The sequence below is a fragment of the Streptomyces sp. NBC_00448 genome (assembly GCF_036014115.1).
Taxonomy (GTDB): Bacteria; Actinomycetota; Actinomycetes; order Streptomycetales; family Streptomycetaceae; genus Actinacidiphila.
Genome location: NZ_CP107913.1, coordinates 4,639,913 through 4,658,266 on the forward strand (window position 1 = coordinate 4,639,913; position 18,354 = coordinate 4,658,266).

At 72.0% G+C, this 18,354-nt stretch carries 19 protein-coding genes; 8 read left to right on the plus strand and 11 right to left on the minus strand.

Features of this window, described 5'->3' with window-relative positions; genetic code table 11:
* Window positions 1–54 precede the first annotated feature (54 nt).
* The 3 genes from OG370_RS19605 (at window position 55) to OG370_RS19615 (ending at window position 4,677) form a co-directional block, all read left to right on the plus strand.
* On the plus strand, window positions 55–1,371 hold the full coding sequence (locus OG370_RS19605) for an EfeM/EfeO family lipoprotein (protein WP_328466029.1): 1,317 nt from the start codon (window positions 55–57) through the stop codon (window positions 1,369–1,371).
* Window positions 1,368–2,642, plus strand: coding sequence for an iron uptake transporter deferrochelatase/peroxidase subunit (gene efeB / locus OG370_RS19610; protein WP_328466031.1), 1,275 nt, complete (start codon window positions 1,368–1,370; stop codon window positions 2,640–2,642). Before OG370_RS19605 ends, efeB begins: the two co-directional genes overlap by 4 nt.
* Before the next feature lie 148 nt (window positions 2,643–2,790).
* Window positions 2,791–4,677, plus strand: a complete 1,887-nt coding sequence (locus tag OG370_RS19615; RefSeq protein WP_328466033.1) for a phospholipase C — start codon at window positions 2,791–2,793, stop codon at window positions 4,675–4,677.
* A gap of 92 nt (window positions 4,678–4,769) precedes the next feature.
* On the opposite strand, the gene OG370_RS19620 is transcribed toward OG370_RS19615, so the two are convergent.
* A complete protein-coding gene (locus OG370_RS19620; RefSeq protein WP_328466035.1) occupies window positions 4,770–6,173 on the minus strand; it encodes an FAD-dependent oxidoreductase in 1,404 nt (467 codons plus the stop codon).
* Window positions 6,174–6,283: 110 nt separating this feature from the next.
* Between OG370_RS19620 and OG370_RS19625 the strand changes: the two genes are divergently transcribed.
* Entirely contained in the window at window positions 6,284–6,649 is a 366-nt protein-coding gene (locus OG370_RS19625) for an ArsR/SmtB family transcription factor (RefSeq protein WP_328466037.1), read from the plus strand.
* A 52-nt stretch (window positions 6,650–6,701) separates the two neighbouring features.
* Here the strand turns inward: OG370_RS19625 and arsB are convergent, their stop codons facing one another.
* Both arsB and OG370_RS19635 read right to left on the minus strand, forming a co-directional pair.
* Complete coding sequence (gene arsB / locus OG370_RS19630) at window positions 6,702–7,826, minus strand: ACR3 family arsenite efflux transporter (RefSeq protein WP_443060709.1); 1,125 nt, start codon at window positions 7,824–7,826, stop codon at window positions 6,702–6,704.
* Entirely contained in the window at window positions 7,823–8,131 is a 309-nt protein-coding gene (locus OG370_RS19635) for an ArsR/SmtB family transcription factor (protein WP_328466039.1), read from the minus strand. Before OG370_RS19635 ends, arsB begins: the two co-directional genes overlap by 4 nt.
* Before the next feature lie 89 nt (window positions 8,132–8,220).
* Here OG370_RS19635 and OG370_RS19640 point away from each other — a divergent pair, with 89 nt between their 5' ends.
* Window positions 8,221–8,646, plus strand: a complete 426-nt coding sequence (locus OG370_RS19640) for an arsenate reductase ArsC (protein ID WP_328466041.1) — start codon at window positions 8,221–8,223, stop codon at window positions 8,644–8,646.
* Window positions 8,647–8,778: 132 nt separating this feature from the next.
* Here OG370_RS19640 and OG370_RS19645 read toward each other — a convergent pair whose 3' ends face one another.
* Genes OG370_RS19645 through OG370_RS19655 form a run of 3 tightly spaced genes read right to left on the minus strand, consistent with a single transcriptional unit; the run spans window position 8,779 to window position 11,406 of the window.
* On the minus strand, window positions 8,779–9,522 hold the full coding sequence (locus OG370_RS19645; protein ID WP_328466043.1) for an FAD:protein FMN transferase: 744 nt from the start codon (window positions 9,520–9,522) through the stop codon (window positions 8,779–8,781).
* A gap of 2 nt (window positions 9,523–9,524) precedes the next feature.
* Window positions 9,525–10,031 (minus strand): FMN-binding protein, encoded by a 507-nt coding sequence (locus tag OG370_RS19650; RefSeq protein WP_328466045.1) that lies wholly within the window; start codon window positions 10,029–10,031, stop codon window positions 9,525–9,527.
* Window positions 10,032–10,038: 7 nt separating this feature from the next.
* Window positions 10,039–11,406, minus strand: coding sequence for a ferredoxin reductase family protein (locus tag OG370_RS19655; protein WP_328466047.1), 1,368 nt, complete (start codon window positions 11,404–11,406; stop codon window positions 10,039–10,041).
* A gap of 171 nt (window positions 11,407–11,577) precedes the next feature.
* Between OG370_RS19655 and OG370_RS19660 the strand changes: the two genes are divergently transcribed.
* Together OG370_RS19660 and OG370_RS19665 are read left to right on the plus strand one after the other, a co-directional pair.
* Window positions 11,578–12,321 (plus strand): response regulator transcription factor, encoded by a 744-nt coding sequence (locus OG370_RS19660; protein ID WP_328466049.1) that lies wholly within the window; start codon window positions 11,578–11,580, stop codon window positions 12,319–12,321.
* Window positions 12,318–13,772: a sensor histidine kinase gene (locus tag OG370_RS19665; protein ID WP_328466051.1), complete on the plus strand. Its 1,455-nt coding sequence runs from the start codon at window positions 12,318–12,320 to the stop codon at window positions 13,770–13,772. Before OG370_RS19660 ends, OG370_RS19665 begins: the two co-directional genes overlap by 4 nt.
* Window positions 13,773–13,868: 96 nt before the next feature.
* On the opposite strand, the gene OG370_RS19670 is transcribed toward OG370_RS19665, so the two are convergent.
* Complete coding sequence (locus OG370_RS19670) at window positions 13,869–14,402, minus strand: DUF2231 domain-containing protein (RefSeq protein WP_328466053.1); 534 nt, start codon at window positions 14,400–14,402, stop codon at window positions 13,869–13,871.
* Window positions 14,403–14,619: 217 nt separating this feature from the next.
* On the minus strand, window positions 14,620–15,165 hold the full coding sequence (locus tag OG370_RS19675) for a kinase (protein WP_328466055.1): 546 nt from the start codon (window positions 15,163–15,165) through the stop codon (window positions 14,620–14,622).
* 165 nt (window positions 15,166–15,330) lie between these two features.
* On the opposite strand from OG370_RS19675, the gene OG370_RS19680 reads away from it, so the two are divergent.
* A complete protein-coding gene (locus OG370_RS19680) occupies window positions 15,331–15,786 on the plus strand; it encodes a DUF5990 family protein (protein WP_328466057.1) in 456 nt (151 codons plus the stop codon).
* Window positions 15,787–15,927: 141 nt separating this feature from the next.
* Here OG370_RS19680 and OG370_RS19685 read toward each other — a convergent pair whose 3' ends face one another.
* The 3 genes from OG370_RS19685 to OG370_RS19695 are packed head-to-tail and all read right to left on the minus strand — an operon-like array spanning window position 15,928 to window position 18,161.
* A complete protein-coding gene (locus tag OG370_RS19685) occupies window positions 15,928–16,674 on the minus strand; it encodes a hypothetical protein (protein ID WP_328466059.1) in 747 nt (248 codons plus the stop codon).
* 3 nt (window positions 16,675–16,677) lie between these two features.
* The gene (locus OG370_RS19690) at window positions 16,678–17,226 is read right to left on the minus strand and encodes a hypothetical protein (RefSeq protein ID WP_328466061.1); all 549 of its coding nucleotides are present in this window, start codon (window positions 17,224–17,226) and stop codon (window positions 16,678–16,680) included.
* Window positions 17,223–18,161 carry a hypothetical protein gene (locus OG370_RS19695; RefSeq protein WP_328466063.1) on the minus strand — a complete coding sequence of 313 codons (939 nt, stop codon included), beginning with the start codon at window positions 18,159–18,161 and terminating at the stop codon, window positions 17,223–17,225. Before OG370_RS19695 ends, OG370_RS19690 begins: the two co-directional genes overlap by 4 nt.
* Window positions 18,162–18,354 lie beyond the last annotated feature (193 nt).

Here is an 18,354-nt window from a genome sequence, read left to right on the forward strand (position 1 = left end):
GGCGTCCTAGCATGTCGGCGACCACGAAACGCCGAGCACGATTCCGGAGGTCCGGTGCCCGCCGAACCCGAACCCGAATCCGAATCCGCGTCCGCGGACGGCGGACCCGCGCACGGCTGGCCGCCCGACCGCGCCGCCAAAGGGGCGGCGCCCGGCGGACGGCGCCGGCGGATCGTCGCGGCGGCCGTCGCCGCCCTCGCGGCCGCCGCGATCACCGCGGGCGTGCTGGTATCGGCCGGCCACCACGACTCGGGCACCGACAACCGGCACCCCCTGGCGGCCGACGGGCTGCGGCACACCCCGGTGGACGCCTCGCCGGGCGGCTGCGGGCGGGGCTGGGGCGGCCCCGGGAAGGTCACGCCGCGCTCGGGCACCCAGGTCTTCGACCTGCACAACTCCTCGGCCTCCGCCACCGATGTGGACCTGATCGACCCGCGCACCGGGAAGGTCTACGGCGAGGTCGAGGGCCTCGCCCCGGCCGGCAGCCGCCCGATGGTGGTGGATCTGGGCAGCGGCACGTACGCCTTCAAGTGCCTCCAGGAGGACACCGACGCGGTCACCGGCCCGACCGTCACGGTCCCGGGCACCGCGCCGCGGGGACCGGCCGGCCTCCCGGTGACCGAGCACGACCTGATCCCGCCGACCCTGGCCTACCAGACCTGGATCGGCACGCGGATGACCGAACTCGTCGGCGACACGGGCGCGTTGAAGGAGGATGTCGACCGCGGCGATCTGGCCGCCGCCCGCCGCGACTGGCTCGCCGGACATCTGGTGTACGAGCGGATGGGCGCGGCCTACGACACGTTCGGCGACGCGGACGGCGTGATCAACGGCACCACCGCGATCGGCCGGGACCCGCTCAAGGACCCGGACTTCACCGGCTTCCACCGGATCGAGTACGGCCTGTGGCACGGTGAGTCGTCCCGAGCGCTGCGCGGTCCGGCCGCTGCGCTGGACAAGGCCGTCCGCGCGCTGCGGGCCACGTGGTCCACGCAGCGGATGGACCCGATGGCCATGGGCCTGCGGGCGCACGAGATCATCGAGAACGCCGAGCAGTTCGAGCTGACCGGCCGCACGGACTACGGGAGCGGCACCAACCTGGCCACCGCTCGCGCCGACATCGACGGCACGCGGGAGATCCTGGGCAAGCTCAACTCCCTGCTGGTGCCGCGCGACACGGGCCTGGCCGCGCTGAACGCGGCGCTCGACCGCGCGGCGGCCGACCTCGACGCCCAGCACCACGACGGCCGGTGGACTCCGCTGGGGGACCTGACCCGGGCCCAACGCGAGCGGATCAACGCCGACTTCGGCGACCTGCTGGAACAACTCGCCCCGGTTGCGGCGATCTTCGACGTTCGGAGGACGGCATGACGACCGGCACGCGCGACCCCCGGGGTGAAGGCGACCCGCGGGGTGAAGGCGATCTGCGGCGGCGGGGCTTTCTGCGCGGCGCGGCGCTGGGCGTCGGCGCGCTGGCGGGCGGCACGGTGGCGGGCGGCACGGCCGACTCCGTCTCCGCCGCCGCGCCGAGTCGCTCGCAGGCGGAGCGGGTCGACTTCCACGGCGTCCATCAGGCAGGCATCACGCAGGCCGTGCAGCCCTCAAGCGTCTTCCTGTCCTTCGACGTGACGGCCGCCGACCGCCGCGAACTCACCGATCTCCTGCGCGCGTTGACCGAGCGGGCCCGGTTCCTGACCACGGGTGGCACCCCGGCGGCACTGGGCATCACCGACTCGCCCTCGGACAGCGGCACGCTCGGCCCCCAGGTCCCGCACGACGGCCTGACGGTCACCGCCGGGGTCGGCGCGTCGCTCTTCGACAGCCGGTTCGGACTGGCGGACCGCAAACCGCTACGGCTGACCACGATGCCCGCCTTCGCGGACGACGACCTCCAACCCGACTGGTGCCACGGCGACCTCAGCCTCCAACTCAGCGCCCCACACCCGGACACCGTCCTGCACGCACTGCGCGACATCGCCCGCCACACCCGCGGCGCCATGCAAGTGCGCTGGCGCATGGACGGCTTCACCAGCCCACCCCGACCCAACGGCACCCCCCGCAACCACCTCGGCTTCAAAGACGGCACCGCCAACCCCGACATCACCGACCCCACCATCGCCCGACAACTCCTGTGGACCGACGGCAACGGCGAACCCCCCTGGACCACCGGCGGGACCTACCAGGTCGTACGACTCATCCGCATGCTCGTCGAATTCTGGGACCGCGTCTCCCTCACCGAACAGGAACGGATGCTCGGCCGAGCCCGCGACACCGGCGCCCCACTCGACGGCGCACACGAGTTCGACACACCCAAATTCGCACAGGACCCCATGGGCGACGTCATTCCCCTGGACAGCCACATCCGAGTGGCCAACCCCCGCACCACGAAAACCGACAACTCCCGCATCCTGCGCCGCGCCTACAACTACGACCACGGCATGGACAACGACGGCAACCTCGACATGGGACTCATCTTCGTCTGCTACCAACAGGACCTCGAACGACAGTTCACCGCCATACAGAAACGACTGGCCGGCGAACCACTCGTCGACTACATCACCCCCTACGGCGGCGGCTACTTCTTCGCACTACCCGGCGTCAACGACCGCACCGACTGGCTCGGCCGCGGACTGCTCGCCTGAGCGGGCGCCCTCGGTGGCTCGTCTCCGGCGGGGACACGCGGCGCGCCGGGGGATTGTCATGCTCCTCCCAATGGGACGATCATGTACAGCAGGTGAACATTCATCGACGGCACGCCGAAGAGCACCACACTGCGGAGGCTGACCAGGTATGCGTGGGACGAGCGGTACGACCGGAAGACCAGGGAGCTCGCGGCTACGAGCGGCGCGCTGGGGGGCATTGGCGGGATCGGCGGCGCTCGTACTGCTGGGCGGCGCCGCGCCGGCCGGGGCCGACACGGCCCACCACGGGGGCGGCGGCGCGACCGCCACTCCGATCAAGCACGTGGTCGTCATCTACGACGAGAACGAGTCGTTCGACCACTACTTCGGCGCGTATCCAGTGGCGGCGAACACCGACGGCACCCCGTTCACGGCCGACCGGCACACGCCCAAGGACATCGACACCGCCCGTCACGCGGGGCTGCTGACGAAGAACCCGAACCAGTACACGCCGACCCGGCTGAGCCCGTCCCAGGCCGTCACCTGCGACCAGAACCACTCCTACGGCCCCGAGCAGTACGCCGCGAACGGCGGCAAGTCCGACCAGTACGTGCAGAACACCGAGACCAGCAAGTGCTCGGGCAATCTCTTCGGCGAACCCGGCCTGGTGATGGACTACTACGACGGCAACACCGTCACCGCACTGTGGAACTACGCCCAGCACTACACGCTCGGCGACAACTCCTACAGCTCGGCGTACGGCCCGTCCACCCCCGGTGCGATCGAGCTCGTCTCCGGCCAGACGCACGGCGTGATCTCCATGGACCCGTCGACCGGCACCGAGAACCCCCAGCAGACCGCCACCCCCGACCCGTACGCGGTCGTCTCGCCGGACGCCAAGGGCGTCGGCACCATGATCAACGACCCGGACCCGGCCTACGACGACTGCGCCGACAACAGCCACACCAGCACCAACGCGCTGGCGGCGCTGACCGGCAAGAACATCGGCGACCTGCTCAACGCCAAGGACGTGTCCTGGGGCTGGTTCCAGGGCGGCTTCCGCCCCTCCACCGCGTGGGACGGCAAGCAGGGCGACTACGCCGACTGCCAGGGCACCACGCATCCCAACGTCGGCGGCGCGGCCTCGGTCGACTACAGCTCGCACCACTCGCCGTTCCAGTACTACAAGTCGACGGCGAACCCGCACCACCTGCCGCCGAAGGACGTGGCCGAGATCGGCCACAACGGCCAGGCGAACCACAACTACGACCTCACCGACTTCTCCGCCGCCCTCTCGGCAGGCAGGCTGCCGGCCGTGAGCTTCCTGAAGGCCGCCTCCTACCAGGACGGCCACGCGGGCTACTCGGACCCGATCGACGAGCAGCACTTCCTGGTCAGTGAGATCAACGCCATCCAGTCCTCCCCGCAGTGGCAGGACACCGCGGTCGTCATCGCCTACGACGACTCCGACGGCTGGTACGACCACGCCTACGCCAAGGTGGCCAACGGCTCGAAGGACACCACGGCCGGCTCCAACGGCAAGTCCCTGGACAGCCCGGCGTGCCAGGGGGGTCCGGCCGCCATGGGCGGCTACGCCGACCGCTGCGGCCCCGGCACCCGCCAGCCGCTGCTGGTCGTCTCCCCCTACAGCAGGGTCGACGCGGTCGACCACACCCGCACCGAGCAGGCCTCGATCACCCGCTTCATCGAGGACAACTGGCACGCGGGCCGGATCGGCGACGCGTCCTTCGACACCCGCGCGGGCAACCTCACCGGCGCATTCGACTTCAAGCACCCGAACGACCGTCAGGTGCTGCTCAACAGCGACGGCTCCGTGAAGTCCGTCCGGCACCTGCACCGCTCGGCCGCCGTGGAGGCTGCCGCGAACTCCGCGTCGGCCGGAACCGGCGGCGGCTCGGCCGCCACTCAGGACTTCACGGGGTCCGGGAGCGACTCGGCGGCCCTGCCGCTCGGGATCACCGCAGGTGTGCTGCTGGTCGGCGGCGGCGGGCTGTACCTCGCCCTGCGCCACCGTCACGCGCACACCACGTCCTGATCCGAGGCACCGTCACCCAGGGGCCGCCCCGGCACACCGCCGGGGCGGCCCTTCCACGTCGTCAGCGATGCGTCGGTGCCAACCGTCAACCGTCAGCCGCAGCAGCCGCCCGCCGGACCCTCCTCGCCCTCGGCGGACGCCGGGGCGGAGGCGCCGATCTGCACCAACTGTGCGACGGGCGCGGGCGCGCAGCATCCGCCGCCGCCCTGCTCGGCGGCGGGGTCGTCGAAGAGGCCGGCGCCGCCGCAGACCCCGGTTTCGGGGAGGGTGAGTTCGACCCGATCGGCGGATTCGAGGTCGCCGGCGAGGGCGGCGACGACCGAGCGGACCTGTTCGTAGCCGGTCATCGCCAGGAACGTCGGGGCGCGGCCGTAGGACTTCATGCCGACCAGGTAGACCCCGGTCTCGGGGTGGGACAGTTCGCGGTGGCCGTGGGGGTAGACGGTGCCGCAGGAGTGCTGGTTGGGGTCGATGAGCGGCGCGAGGGCGAGCGGGGCCTGGAGGCGTTCGTCCAGGCCGAGGCGCAGTTCGGACAGGAAGCCCAGGTCCGGCCGCAGGCCGGTCAGGACGATCGCCTCGTCCACCGGCTCCAGGCGCTGCCCGTCGTCGCCGATCACGACCAGCCTGCCGTCGGCGTCGCGTTCGATCGCTTCGGTGCGGAACCCGGTGACGGCGTCCGCGTGGCCGTGGTCGACCGCGGCCTTCGCGGCGAGGCCGAGAGCGCCGCGGGCGGGGAGCTGGTCGGCGCTGCCGCCGCCGAAGGTCGAGCCGGAGATGCCGCGACGAAGCAGCCACACCGCGTGCGTGCCCGGCCCGTCGCCGGCCTTCGCCAGTTCGGCGAGCGAGGCCAGCGCGGTGAAGGCGGAGGCGCCGGAGCCGATGACCGCGGTGCGCCTGCCCGCGTACCGGGCCCGGACGGCCGGGTCGTGGAGGTCGGGGACGCGGTAGGAGATGCGGCCGGCCGCGGCGTGTTCGCCGAGGGCCGGCAGGCCGTCGGCGCCCGCGGGCGAGGGGAGGGACCAGGTGCCGGAGGCGTCGATCACCGCGCGGGCGAGCACCCGCTCCTCCGTCCCGTCGGCGAGGGCGTAGTGCACGGTGAAGGGCCCGCTGTCACGGTCGGCGTCCACGATCCGGTCCCGGCCGAGGCGGGAGACGCCGGTGACGGTGGCGCCGTAGCGCACCGCGTCGCCGAGAAGATCGGCGAGCGGTTGCAGGTAGCGTCCGGTCCAGTCTCCGCCGGTCGGATACGTGCCCGGGTCCGGCTTCACCCAGCCGGCGGGGGTGAGCAGCTTCTCGGCCGCGGGGTCGGTCAGCTCGGCCCAGGTGGAGAACAGCCGCACGTGGGACCAGCCGCGTACCGCGTCCGCGGCGGCCGGGCCGCGCTCCAGGACCAGCGGGGTCAGGCCGCGCTCGACCAGGTGGGCGGCTGCGGCGAGCCCGATGGGGCCGGCGCCGATGACGACGACCGGCGGCTCGGTGGTGGCGGGTGCTGGCATGACTGTGCCCTTCCTCCAGCGCGACCCGGTGCGGAGACCGCGCCGCTGTTTCGATGTCCGTCGATATATCGAAGGTTGCCTCTCTTATTGACGAGTGTCAACATAGACACATGTCGAACTCTGGGATGGTCGAGCTGCCGGTCCTCCAGGACACCCCGGCGGTGCCGTGCTGCCCGCCGATCACCGCGGGCGAGCTGTCGGCCGCCGACGCGGAGAAGATGGCCGCGATGTTCAAGGCGCTGTCCGACCCCGTGCGGCTGCGGCTGTTCTCGAAGATCGCGTCGCACCCGGGCGGCGAGGCGTGCGTGTGCGACATCCAGGACGTCGGGGTCTCCCAGCCGACCGTCTCCCACCACCTGAAGAAGCTCCGCGAGGCCGGACTTCTCACTTCCGAGCGACGCGGCACGTGGGTGTACTACACCGTCGAGCCGTCGGTGGTGGCGGGCATGTCCGCGTTGCTCGATCTGCGTTCCTGACGCGGAGCCGCCGGTGTGGGCCGAGGGACCCGCGGGTCAAGGGGCCCGCGGGTCAAGGCGCGGTCGCCGTCTCCCCGGCTCCGAACTTCTCCCGCCGGGCGAGGGCGACATGGACCAGTCCGATGAGGACCGGGACCTCGATGAGCGGGCCGACGACGCCGGACAGGGCCTGGCCGGAGGTGACGCCGAAGGTCGCGATGGCGACCGCGATAGCCAGCTCGAAGTTGTTGCCGGCCGCGGTGAACGCCAGCGTGGCGGTGCGGTCGTAGGGCAGCCCGAGGCTCTTGCCGAGCGCGAACGTGCCGAAGAACATGATGGCGAAGTAGGCGAGCAGCGGCAGCGCGATGCGGGCCACGTCGCCGGGCTCGCGGGTGATCGTCCTGCCCTGGAGGGCGAAGAGGACGACGATCGTGAACAGCAGCCCGTACAGCGCCCACGGCCCGATCCTCGGCAGGAACCCGGCCTCGTAGGCGTCGCGGCCCATCCTCCGCTCGCCGACGCGGCGGGTGAGGAACCCGGCCAGCAGCGGCACCCCGAGGAAGACCGCGACGTTGACCGCGATCTTCCACACCGGTACGTCCAGGCCCTGGCCGTCGCCCAGGCCGAGCCACCGGGGCAGCGCGTCGAGGTAGAGCCAGCCCAGCAGGCTGAACGCGAGGACCTGGAAGACGGAGTTGAGCGCGACCAGCACGGCGGCGGCTTCGCGGTCGCCGCAGGCGAGGTCGTTCCAGATGACGACCATGGCGATGCAGCGGGCCAGGCCGACGATGATCAGGCCGGTGCGGTAGGCGGGCAGGTCCGGCAGGCACGACCACGCGAGGGCGAACATCACCGCGGGTCCGACGATCCAGTTGACGACCAGGGAGGACGCCATGAGCTTGCGGTCGCCGGTGACCCGGTCGAGGCGGTCGTAGCGGACCTTCGCCAGCACCGGGTACATCATGACCAGCAGCCCGATCGCGATCGGCAGGGACACCCCGCCGATCTCCACCTTGGCCAGGGCACTGTTCAGGCCGGGGATCGCCCGGCCCAAGCCGATGCCGACGGCCATGGCGATCACGATCCACACCGCCAGGTAGCGGTCCAGGGCGGAGAGCCTCCTCACCACGGAGCCGGTCCCGGCGGCCACCGGAGCACCGCCGTCGGCGGCCGGCGTGGCGGGTTCCGCGGCGGTCACGGGCAGGACCTCTTGTTCTGCCCGGCGGCGACGGCGGACGCGGCGAGCTGCGCGAACTGCTCCGACAGTCCGGCCAGGACCTCGGGCTTGAGCTTGTAGTAGGTGAACCGGCCGCAGGGCTCGGTCTCCACCAGACCGGCCTCGCGCAGCACCTTCATGTGGTTGGACAGGTTGGTCTGTTTGGCCCCGGTCTCCTCGACCAGGTGCGTCGTGCACAGCGTCTCGCGCGCCAGGAGAGTCACGATCCGCAGGCGGAGCGGATCGCCCAGCACCCGGATCACATCAGCATCGACTGAAGTCAGCATGCACTGATACTGTCACATCATCGCTTGCTGATGCCAGCGGTCGCTGATGTCGTTGCAGCGGTGCCGCCCACGAGACGAAAGAGCCTCCCATGACCGAGACGCCCGGCCCCAAGCCGTCCGTGCTGTTCGTCTGCGTCCACAACGCCGGCCGCTCCCAGATGGCCGCCGCCTGGCTGACCCACCTGGCCGGCGGCCGCGTCGAGGTCCGCTCCGCCGGCTCCGCACCCGGCGACGCGGTCAACCCCGCCGCCGTCGAGGCCATGAAGGAGGTCGGCATCGACATCTCCGACGCGGCCCCCAAGATCCTCACCAGCGACGCGGTACGGGAGTCGGACGTGTGCGTCACCATGGGCTGCGGTGACACCTGCCCGGTCTTCCCCGGCAAGCGCTACCTCGACTGGAAGCTGGCGGACCCGGCCGGGCAGGGCGTCGAGGCCGTCCGTCCGATCCGCGACGAGATCAGGGCCCTGGTCGAGGGGTTGATCGAGGAGATCGCCCCGGAAGCCGGCGCGTGATCGCCGGCCGACCGCCGAAACGGGACGGGGTGCGGCGCCTTCCCGTCGGCGGTGCGGCGGGGGTTGCCGGCGGGATGCGCGGGTGGGGGAACGGGACGCGCGGACCGGTGATCGGGACGCGCGGGTGCAGGATCAGTCGCCGGACCCGCCGGTGCTCCACGTGCTGCCGTCCGCGGTGACCGCGAAGGACCGGGTGTGGGGCAGGGACCCCAGCCAGGCGCGGGCGCTCTCGCCCATGGCGTAGCCGGCGGTGGCGTACGTGTCGGCGTCGGTCAGGCCGCGGCAGACCACGGTCAGCGAGGCGAGCGCGGCGGCCGGCGGGCGGCCGGTCGCGGGGTCGACGATGTGGCAGCCGCGTTCGGCGGGGCCGGAGGTGGCGACGGCGAGTTCGCCGTCGGCGTGCACGACGGTGGCCAGTGCGCCCCTGCGCAGCGGGTCGCTCACCCCGATCCGCCAGGGGCCGCCGTGCACCTGCACGTCGCCGCCGCCGTTGACGCACACCGCGTCGGCGCCGGCGGAGGAGACCATCGCGGCGGCCCGTTCCACCGCCCATCCCTTGACCAGTCCGGTGGGGTCGAAGTCGCCCGCGTACCGCGCGCTGAACCAGCCGCCGCTGCGGCGTTCGGCGGCCTCGCAGAGCCGGAGCACTTCCCACACCTCGGGCGAACAGGCCGACAGCGCCAGCGTCCCGGCCGCCAGCCGGCTGATCTGGCTCGCGGGCCGGTACGTCGAGAACGTCTCGTCCACGTGGTGCAGCCAGGCCACCGCGGCGTCGAGGGCCGCGGCGGCGCGCGGTCCCGCGCCGCGGACGTCGAAGGAGAAGACCGTGCCCATGGTGTGCTCGACCCTGCGCAGCCGGGCGCCGTCGTCCGCCATCGTCAGCTTCCCGCCTTGTCCAGGGCGCTCTGCAGGGACTGGATGTAGCCCCCGCTGGTGTAGGTCGCCCCCGAGACGGTGTCGATGTGCGCGCTCTGCGCGGCGATCGCCTCCTGCGTGAGCTGGGGCACGGCGAAGCCGGTGATCTCCTGGTCCCGGGGACCGCTGTCCGGCACCTGGACGGCGGACACGGCGGTGATCCTGCCGGCCTTCAGGGTGACCCGGAGTTGTACGGGCCCGTAACGGGTCTGGATCGTGTCGCCCTCCACGGTGCGGGTCCCCGTCGTATCGCCCGAGCCCGCGGAGGGCGCGGTCGCGGAGGCGGACGGGGCGGGGACGGCGGGTGGGGTGGCCGCACCGCCCGCACCGGCCGCACCGGGTGCTCCGGCCACCCCCGCCGCCCCCGCTGTCGTGTGCGGCTTGAGACCGAGCAGGAGCAGCACACCGCTGACGGTCACCAGCGTGCTGAGCAGGACCCGCCGCGACGGGCGGCCGGCGAGGCTGTTCACGGGCGCCTCACAGTTCGAACGACTCGTGGTGGATGTGGCGGGCCGGTACCCCGGCGGTGCGCAGCGCCTCGTACGACGCGCGGGCCATGCCGGGCGGTCCGCACAGGTAGACGTCGTGCTGGGCGACGTCGGGGACGGCGGCGCCCAGGAAGTCGGCGGTCAGCCGCGGGCTGCGGCCGTCCGCTTCGTTGAGCAGGTAGTGCAGGCGGGCGCCGCGGGAGCGGGCTATCGCCTCCAGCTCGCCGCGCAGCGCCAGGTCCCCGGCCGTGCGGGCCCGGTAGATCAGGGTCAGGTCGCCGGGCCGCGCGGGCAGCGACTCGAACAGGGCCCGCAGCGGCGTCACCCCGACCCCGCCGGCGAGCAGCAGCACCTTCTGCCGGGTCCTGCGGTCCGCGGTCAGCGCGCCGTACGGCCCCTCGGCCCAGATCCGGGTGCCGGGCCGCAGCCGGGCGAGTGCCGCGCTGTGGTCGCCCACCGCCTTGACGGTGATACGCAGCAGGTCCGGCCGCGGCGCCGTGGACAGCGAGTAGGGGCTGGCGGTCCACCACAGCCCGGGGGCCAGGAAGCGCCAGCGCAGGAACTGCCCCGGCCGGGCGGCCAGTTGCGGCAGCCGCTCGCCGCGCACGATCACCGACACCACCTCCGGCGTCTCCTGGACCACCCGCGCCACCCGGAGCCGGTGCCGCAGGTTCAGCCGCAGCGGCGCCGCGACCCGGTACCAGAGCACGGCCGCGGCGGCCGCCCCGTACAGCGCGTACCAGAAGCCTCGGGCCAGGGGGTGGGAGGAGAAGTCCGCGCCGAGGGCGAGCTGGTGCCAGAAGGCGAGGAAGACCGCCAGGTAGGTCAGCAGGTGCAGGTAGTACCAGGTCTCGTAGCGGACCCTGCGGCGTACCGCCCGGGCGGAGACCACACCGACGGCGATCAGCAGCGCCCCGCCGATGGTGCCCTTGAGCATGTCGGGATAGGTCAGGACGACCGTCGTGGTCTCGCCGACCACGCCGGTGTGGGCCTGTACCGCGTAGCCCCACAGGATCAAGGTGACGTGCGCGAGCAGCAGGCACACCGTGTAGCGGCCCAGCGCGGCGTGCCAGCGGGCCACCCGGTCGCTGCCCACGCCCTGTTCCAGCACGGGGACCCGCGCCATCAGGCCGACCAGCAGCACGCAGGTGTAGCCGCAGAGCAGTCCGGCGATCCGGCCCGCGCCGATCAGCCAGTCCGCGGTGCCGACGACGGCGCCGGTGTCCTGCCACCACAGCGCCAGGACCGCGGCCGCGCCCGCCCAGCCGAGGGCGAGCACCGGTCCCGCCGGGGAGCGCCGCCGCCCTGGCGGTGCCACCGCGTGCCGCGCCTGGCGCGGACCGTAGGTGGTGGTCATGCGGAATGTCCTTTCCTTCGCCCTGCACGGCCACTGTGCGGGGGAAACCTCTCAATCGGCTCTGAGACCGCGTTCCGGGGCGGGAGTCACAGCGGATTGAGAAGGTTCAGAGCCGATTCAGAGGAAGTGGTGCGCCACGCCACCGCCGTGCCGGGGGATGCTGGACGGACCATGGAATTCGCCCCGCGCGTTCAGCCCGCGCCCCTCACCAGGCCCGACGGCTCACCGGTCCGGGTGCTCGTGGTCGACGACGAGCCCGACCTCACCGAGGTGCTGGCCGGTGTGCTGCGCTACGAGGGCTGGCAGGTGCGTACCGCGGGCGACCTCGCGACCGCCCTCGCCGAGGGCAGGGACTTCCAGCCCGACGCGGTCGTCCTCGACATCATGCTGCCCGACGGCAACGGGCTGACCGCGCTGCGTGGCCTGCGGGCGGCCCGTCCCGACGTGTGTGTGCTCTTCCTCACCGCGCGGGACTCCGTCGAGGACCGGATCGCGGGCATCACCGCCGGCGGGGACGACTACGTCACCAAGCCGTTCAGCCTGGAGGAGGTCCTCGCCCGGCTGCGCGGCCTGCTGCGCCGTGCAGGGATGACCCGGGAGCGCGACGACGCGGCGCTGCTGGTGGTCGGCGACCTCACGATCGACGAGGACGCCCGGGAGGTCACCCGCGGCGGGGAGGCGATCGACCTGTCGCCGACGGAGTTCGAACTCCTGCGGTACCTCATGCGCAACCCGCGCCGGGTGCTGAGCAAGCCGCAGATCCTCGACCAGGTGTGGTCGTACGACTTCGGCGGCCAGGCCCACGTGGTGGAGCTCTACATCAGCTACCTGCGCCGGAAGATCGACGCCGGCCGGGAGCCGATGATCCACACCGTGCGGGGAGCGGGCTACGTGCTGAAAGCCGCGCCGCAGTGAGGCGGCTGCTGCCGCGCACGCTGCGGGCCCGGCTCATCTGGGGCCTGGTGGTGCTCCTCGCGGTGAGCTGCGCCGCGGTGGGGATCGCGGCCGTCCTCACGCTGCGCTCCTTCCTCACCGACCGGCTGGACCAGCAGCTCACCCAGGCCGGCGGGACGTTCCCGGCCAGCCTCGAACACCGCGGGCCGGGCGAGCCGGACGCCGACAACGCGCACGTGGACACCCGCCGCCAGGCGCCCGGTACGTTCGGCGCCCGGCTCCTGCACGGAAAGGTCACCGCGGCCGGCATCGTACGGTCGGGGGCCGACACGTCCGTGACCCTGACGGCCGGCGACAAGGCGGCGATCGCCGCGGTCCCGGTCGACGGCCGCAGCCACCGGCTGGAGCTGTCGGCCCTGGACGACTACCGGGTGAAGGCCGTCGACGGCGACGACGGGGACGTTCTGGTGACCGGGCTGCCGCTCAGCGGGGTGGAGGACGCGGTGACCCGCCTGGTGGCGGTGGAGGGCGCCGTCTTCGGTGGCGCGCTGCTGGTCGCGGGCGCGGCCGGGGCGTTCTGGGTGCGCTGGTCCCTGCGGCCGCTGCGCCGGGTCGCCGCCACCGCGGCCTCGGTGACCGCGCTGCCGCTGGCCAGCGGCGAGGTGGCCCTGCCCGACCGGGTACCGGACACCGACCCGCGCACCGAGGTCGGGCAGGTCGGCATCGCGCTCAACCGGATGCTCGGCCATGTCGAGAACGCGCTGGGCAGGCGGCACGCCAGCGAGGAGCGGCTGCGCCGGTTCGCCGCCGACGCCAGCCACGAGCTGCGCACCCCCGTCGCCTCCATCCGCGGCCACGCCGAACTGGCCCGCCTCCACCCGGAACCGGTCCCGCCCGGGGTGACGCGCGCGCTGGAACGGATCACCGCGGAGTCGGTCCGGATGGGTGGCATGGTCGACGACCTGCTGCTGCTCGCCCGCCTCGACGCCGGCCGGCCACTGGCCCGCGACCCGGTCGACCTCACCCGGCTCGTCCTGGACGCCGTCGACGACGCGCGCGCCACGAGGCCCGACCACCGCTGGGTCCTCGACCTGCCGGAGGCCCCGATCACGACCACCGGGGACCCGCTGCGGCTGCAGCAGATCACCGGAAACCTGCTGGCCAACGCCCACCAGCACACCCCCGCCGGCACCCGCGTCACCGTCCGGCTCCGCCAGGACCGGGCGAGCACCCGCCTCGTGGTCGAGGACGACGGTCCCGGCATCCCCGCGGACATCCTCGACACGGTCTTCGAGCGATTCGCCCGCGCCGACCACACCCGTCCCGGGCCCCAGGGCCACGGAGCCGGTCTCGGCCTGGCGATCGTCCACGCGGTCGCCACGGCTCACGGCGGCACCGCGGAGGTACGCAGCCGGCCGGGCCGGACCTCGTTCACCGTCACTCTGCCCGGGCGCCGCCCGGGTGCCGGGTGACGCCCGGGTGCCGGTGACGCCGGGGTGCCGGGTGATACCGGGAAGTCCGGTGGCGCCGCACCGTCGTCCGGCACCAACGCCCGCCCTGACATGCCGTCAGCCGTGCTGGCCACCGGCGGACTTGTCGTAGTTGTCGTGCCAGGCCGCCTTCGCGCCGGACTCCCCGATCCGGTAGACGTCCACGACGGCACCGGCGGACACGACGACGGCCAGCACCGCGGCCACCGTACGCAGCGACGCCGGCGACCTCCACCGCGCGCCACCGGCCGCGGGGCCGTCCGCTGCCGCCTCCACGGGCCGCGCAAGGCGCCGCCCCAGCCACCACACCCCGAGCGTCACCAGGAACAGACCGATCGCCCAGGGCAGCAGACCGTCGCCCAACTCCGTGTGCTTGCGGATGAGCGGGTCGTTGCCCACCCGGGACTGCAGCCACTCACCCGCGTGCGTGGTGACCGGCACGAGCCCCAACGTCACCAGTCCCAGCAGCGGAAGCACCAGCCCCAAGCGCCGGGCGTACCTGGGCTGCACCGCGCACACCACCGCGGCCAGCGCCGTCAACGGCACCAGCACCACCACGAAGTGCACGAACAGGATGTGCGCCGGCAGTCCGTCTATGTGCGTCAGGCTCATGGGCGTTTCTCCACGGAAGGTGACGAGCGCGGCGAGCAGCGGCAGTCGCCGGCCCACCTCGCTCGGAAGGAGATCGCAGCCTTCCACGCCAACTTCTCAGCTCCTTCTGAACCACGGACCGAGAGGCGATACCGAGCGCGACGCGTGACGCGACCCGTCGAGCACGGGGCGGTTGGCGGACTCGTACATCCGGCAGCCGGTGTCGGGGCGGCCGCCCTCACCGTTCCCCGGCCGCCCAACTTCCCAGGCCCGTCTCGCGCAGAATCCGTTCGACGCTCGCCGTCAGAGCGCTGTCCGCGCCGATGACCGTCTCACCGCCGCCGGGCAGCAGGTCGGCCGCGCGGTACCAGCCGCGCATCTCCGCCTCGCCGTACTCCCCCTCCTGAGGCTTCGTCGCGTGCCGGCGCAGCGTCTCCTCGAACGGCACGTCCAGGTAGTACGCGTACGTTCCGCCGCGGTGGTCGGACATCAACTCGGCCAGCATCGCGCCATAGTGGTCGGCGTACAGGATGCCCTCCACGACCACGTGGAAGCCGTGGTCCAGCGCGTAACGCGCCACCACGCCGATCAGGCCGACGTTCGACGCCCCCGGCCGGTCCCACTCCCGCAGCACCGTACGCCGCAGGTTGTCCTGACCGACGATCGCCAGCCCTCGCCCGAACCCCGCCCGCAGCCCCGCCGCAACCGACGACTTCCCCGACGCGCTGTTGCCCCGCACCACGACCAGAACCGTATCCGCGCTCCCCGTCCTCACCCACGCCACGCTAACGGCTCGCACCGACACCGCCCGTGAACAGCGGCGCGTCCACGAGCATCACCAGGTGCGCGAGTTCACCGGCGGGGGTCGCACGCCGACGGACAGCCCGGCACGGACGACACGTCACGGTCTTCCCGGCCGGCGAGGTGTCGGGAGGCGGATGATGGGGTGATGCTGGTGCGGATCGAGGGGCGGGAACTGCCGGGGCGGGAGTGCGGGCCGTCGCCGGATGCTCCGTCGGGGTACCAGAACGTTCATGTCGGTGTGCAGCGCCGGGGGCACCCGGGTGAGCTGCTCGGCCTGGTGCCGGGGGACGCGCCGTCGGTGGTGTGGGAGTTGGAGGTCACGGCCACGGCGGTCGGGGGTGGATGGGACCTGCGCGGGCCGTATGTGCAGGGCCGGCCCGGGGGCCGATTCGTCTACCTGTCCTGGGGGACGGTCGAGCCGGACCGCGGCTTCGCGATGTTCCGGCGGGCGAAGCTGCTGTTCAACGGCGTGGATCGCGAGGTCCTCGAAGCGGCTGTCGCGCGGGGCGCGCTGGTCGGGAGGCTGGGGCTCACCGACGTACGGGGCAACCCGTTGTGCGCCGCTGTCGGGCCGCCCTTGATCGAGTGGTCGGCTCCCTGACCGCGCCGCACCGACGGTTCGCGGGCCGGTTCGGGGGTGAGGATGCCGCACACCCGAACCGGGGCGCAGCGCGGTCCTGCACGTCACATTGGTGCTCGCCGACGAGGGGCGGGCATCAACGCCCCCGCAGGTACCGGCCAATCACCACAGGGCACGGATGTCGTGCGCGGGGTAGGCCGGGTTGGGGGCGGCGGGGGGCTGGTATCCGGCAGCTTCCAGGCGCGCGGCGGCCTCCCCGTCGAGGTGTTCGAACCATGCTCGGAGGGGCCCGCCAGCCGGGACTCCAGTGGCCCGCAGACCATCGGCGGCGGCTCTCCAGTCCGCCTCGCCCTCGGGCCACAGGCCCCGCAGTTCGTCGAATTCGCGGCGCGCCGCCGCGATGCGGAAGTCCTCCGGTTGCGCCGTCGGCTCATCCGCCCGCGGCTCGGCCGCCACCGCGCCCGCGGAGTCCAGGCCGCCACGGGCGACCAGACGCTGGAGGTTGGGGAACCGCTCCCGCCACTCCCAACGGGTGTCGGGCACGGCCGGGGCCACCCGGTATCCCTCGTTCTCGAAAGCCGTCAGATACGGGACCATCAGCATCAGGCACTCCACGCGGATCTTGCCGCGCGGCGGTACCAGCGGCGGCATCCGGGCGAGCGCGGCCGAGACGTCCCAGTGATCGACGCCGAGATGGACCACTTCCATGATCTCCCGCGTGACGCGGAAGCAGCGCAACGGGTAGTACACCGCCACCCGCAGATAGCTGCACATGCCCCGCGACGGCATGTCCTCCGTGTCGACGAAACACTCCTCCGCCGGCACCGGCACCGAGCGGTACGCCTCCAGCAGGGTTCGCAGCTCCGGCAGCCATTCGGTGCCCGGCGCGAAGATGTCGGGTTGGGTCACGACTCACGCGCCATCGGTCGCGCCGGCGGCACCGGTCGTGTCTCCGCTGTCGACGAGCAGCGCCTTCGCACGGAGGAAGGTCTCGTCGATCTCCATGGAGACGGACCGGGCAGTGATGTCATCCACGATGCGGCGGATCACCTTCAGCCACTCGGCAACGAAATCCGCTCTGCGCACGGTGAGTTGAGAACGCTCGTTGAGGAGGAACTCGTAGTTTCCGACGATGTTCTGCCAGCGGGAGTCGATGACCAGATTCTCCCCATCCGGACGCAGCGACCATACGGCGAAGAAGTCAGCCGCCCCGGTGGTCAATTCGGCCTGCACGAAATCGTCCGACCGAAGTTCCTCGAGAAGTTCGACAAGGTCGTCCACGAAGTAGCGCAAGTCGTCACAGTAGTTGACGACGACCGGCACCCGGTTCCACCCGATGATCAGACGCTCCGCATGGTCAGGGTAGACGGCGACGAGCGCGTCTCCGATGTCCAGGACGACCTCGCCTCCGGCCGTCTTGACCTCGGGGTCCCCGGTCTGAATCCAGAAGGCCATCGTCATCCAATCGTGGTCGGGTAAGCATGGATAACGCCAGTTTTCAGGCGCTTCACCCAGACGGCGTTGGGCTTCCTTATCGTACCGTCCGGCATGTATTCAATACAATCGTTCCCCGAGGGAAGTTCGAAGTATCCACTCGTCCCGGGCTTCAATTCCATGCCCTTCTCGGTGGCGAAGTGAACATCTGCAGCACTACCGAAGCGACCTTGCGGATTCCCGCTGTCCGACGCCCTTTCGGGCCCTCCTTCCCAATCGATTCCGTGCTTCGCTCCCGACGTGAGCGCACCCTCGGGCTTGAGTTTCTGACCGTCCTTCTCGACGCCCTTCTTGACCTGGGCGATCTGCTTGTTTCTGCTGAGTTTCTCCAGATCCTGCTGGCTCCGTTCGAAGGCGTCCTGCTCTTCCTGCGAGACAGGCTTCCCCTTGATGTCCCCCTTCGACGAGCCTTGTTTCCCGCCCCTGGCCCAGGCGTTCTGCACATCCCCTTCGGACATGCGGGTGATGAAGTCACCGGCCCCGGCCAGAGCCATCGCGCCACCCGCGGTGAACACGAACGCACCCGCGACGTTCACCGCCAAACCGGCTGGCGCCCCGACACCGGTGGCATCCAGGAGTACCCCGCCGGCCTCCATGCCCCCGGCCAGGCTCATCATGAACAGGCCCAGCGCCGTGGACCCCGCATCCAGCATGTTGCGCCAGGTGAAGACCGACCCCATGTAGCCGCCGACGTCCTCGACACCATGCTTGATGGGGTCCGTGACGTACTTGGAGAACCAGCCCTTCTTCTTTTTCTTCTTCGGCTTCGGTTTCGGCTGCGGCGTCACGCCGTTGAAGGCATCCACCGGCAGAATTCCCTGCCCGTAGCCGTGGTGCTTCGCCGCCTCCTCCGCCTTGCCGACACGCCTCCTCATCTCCTGTGCCAGCGTGGGAAGTTCCACCTGTAGCGAACCCGGTAACCCCATACCGGTCGCACCGAACAGCCCAGTACCCCCCGGGCTCAGCGGATTGGAGGAGCGCGGGTCACCGGAGACCGAAGCCGGCCCCGCCGAACCGCCGAGCCGCACCTTCTCCAGGTCCGGACTGAGCGTGGCCCGCTTCCCTGGGTCCAACGCGCCCTGCGCGTCATTGAGT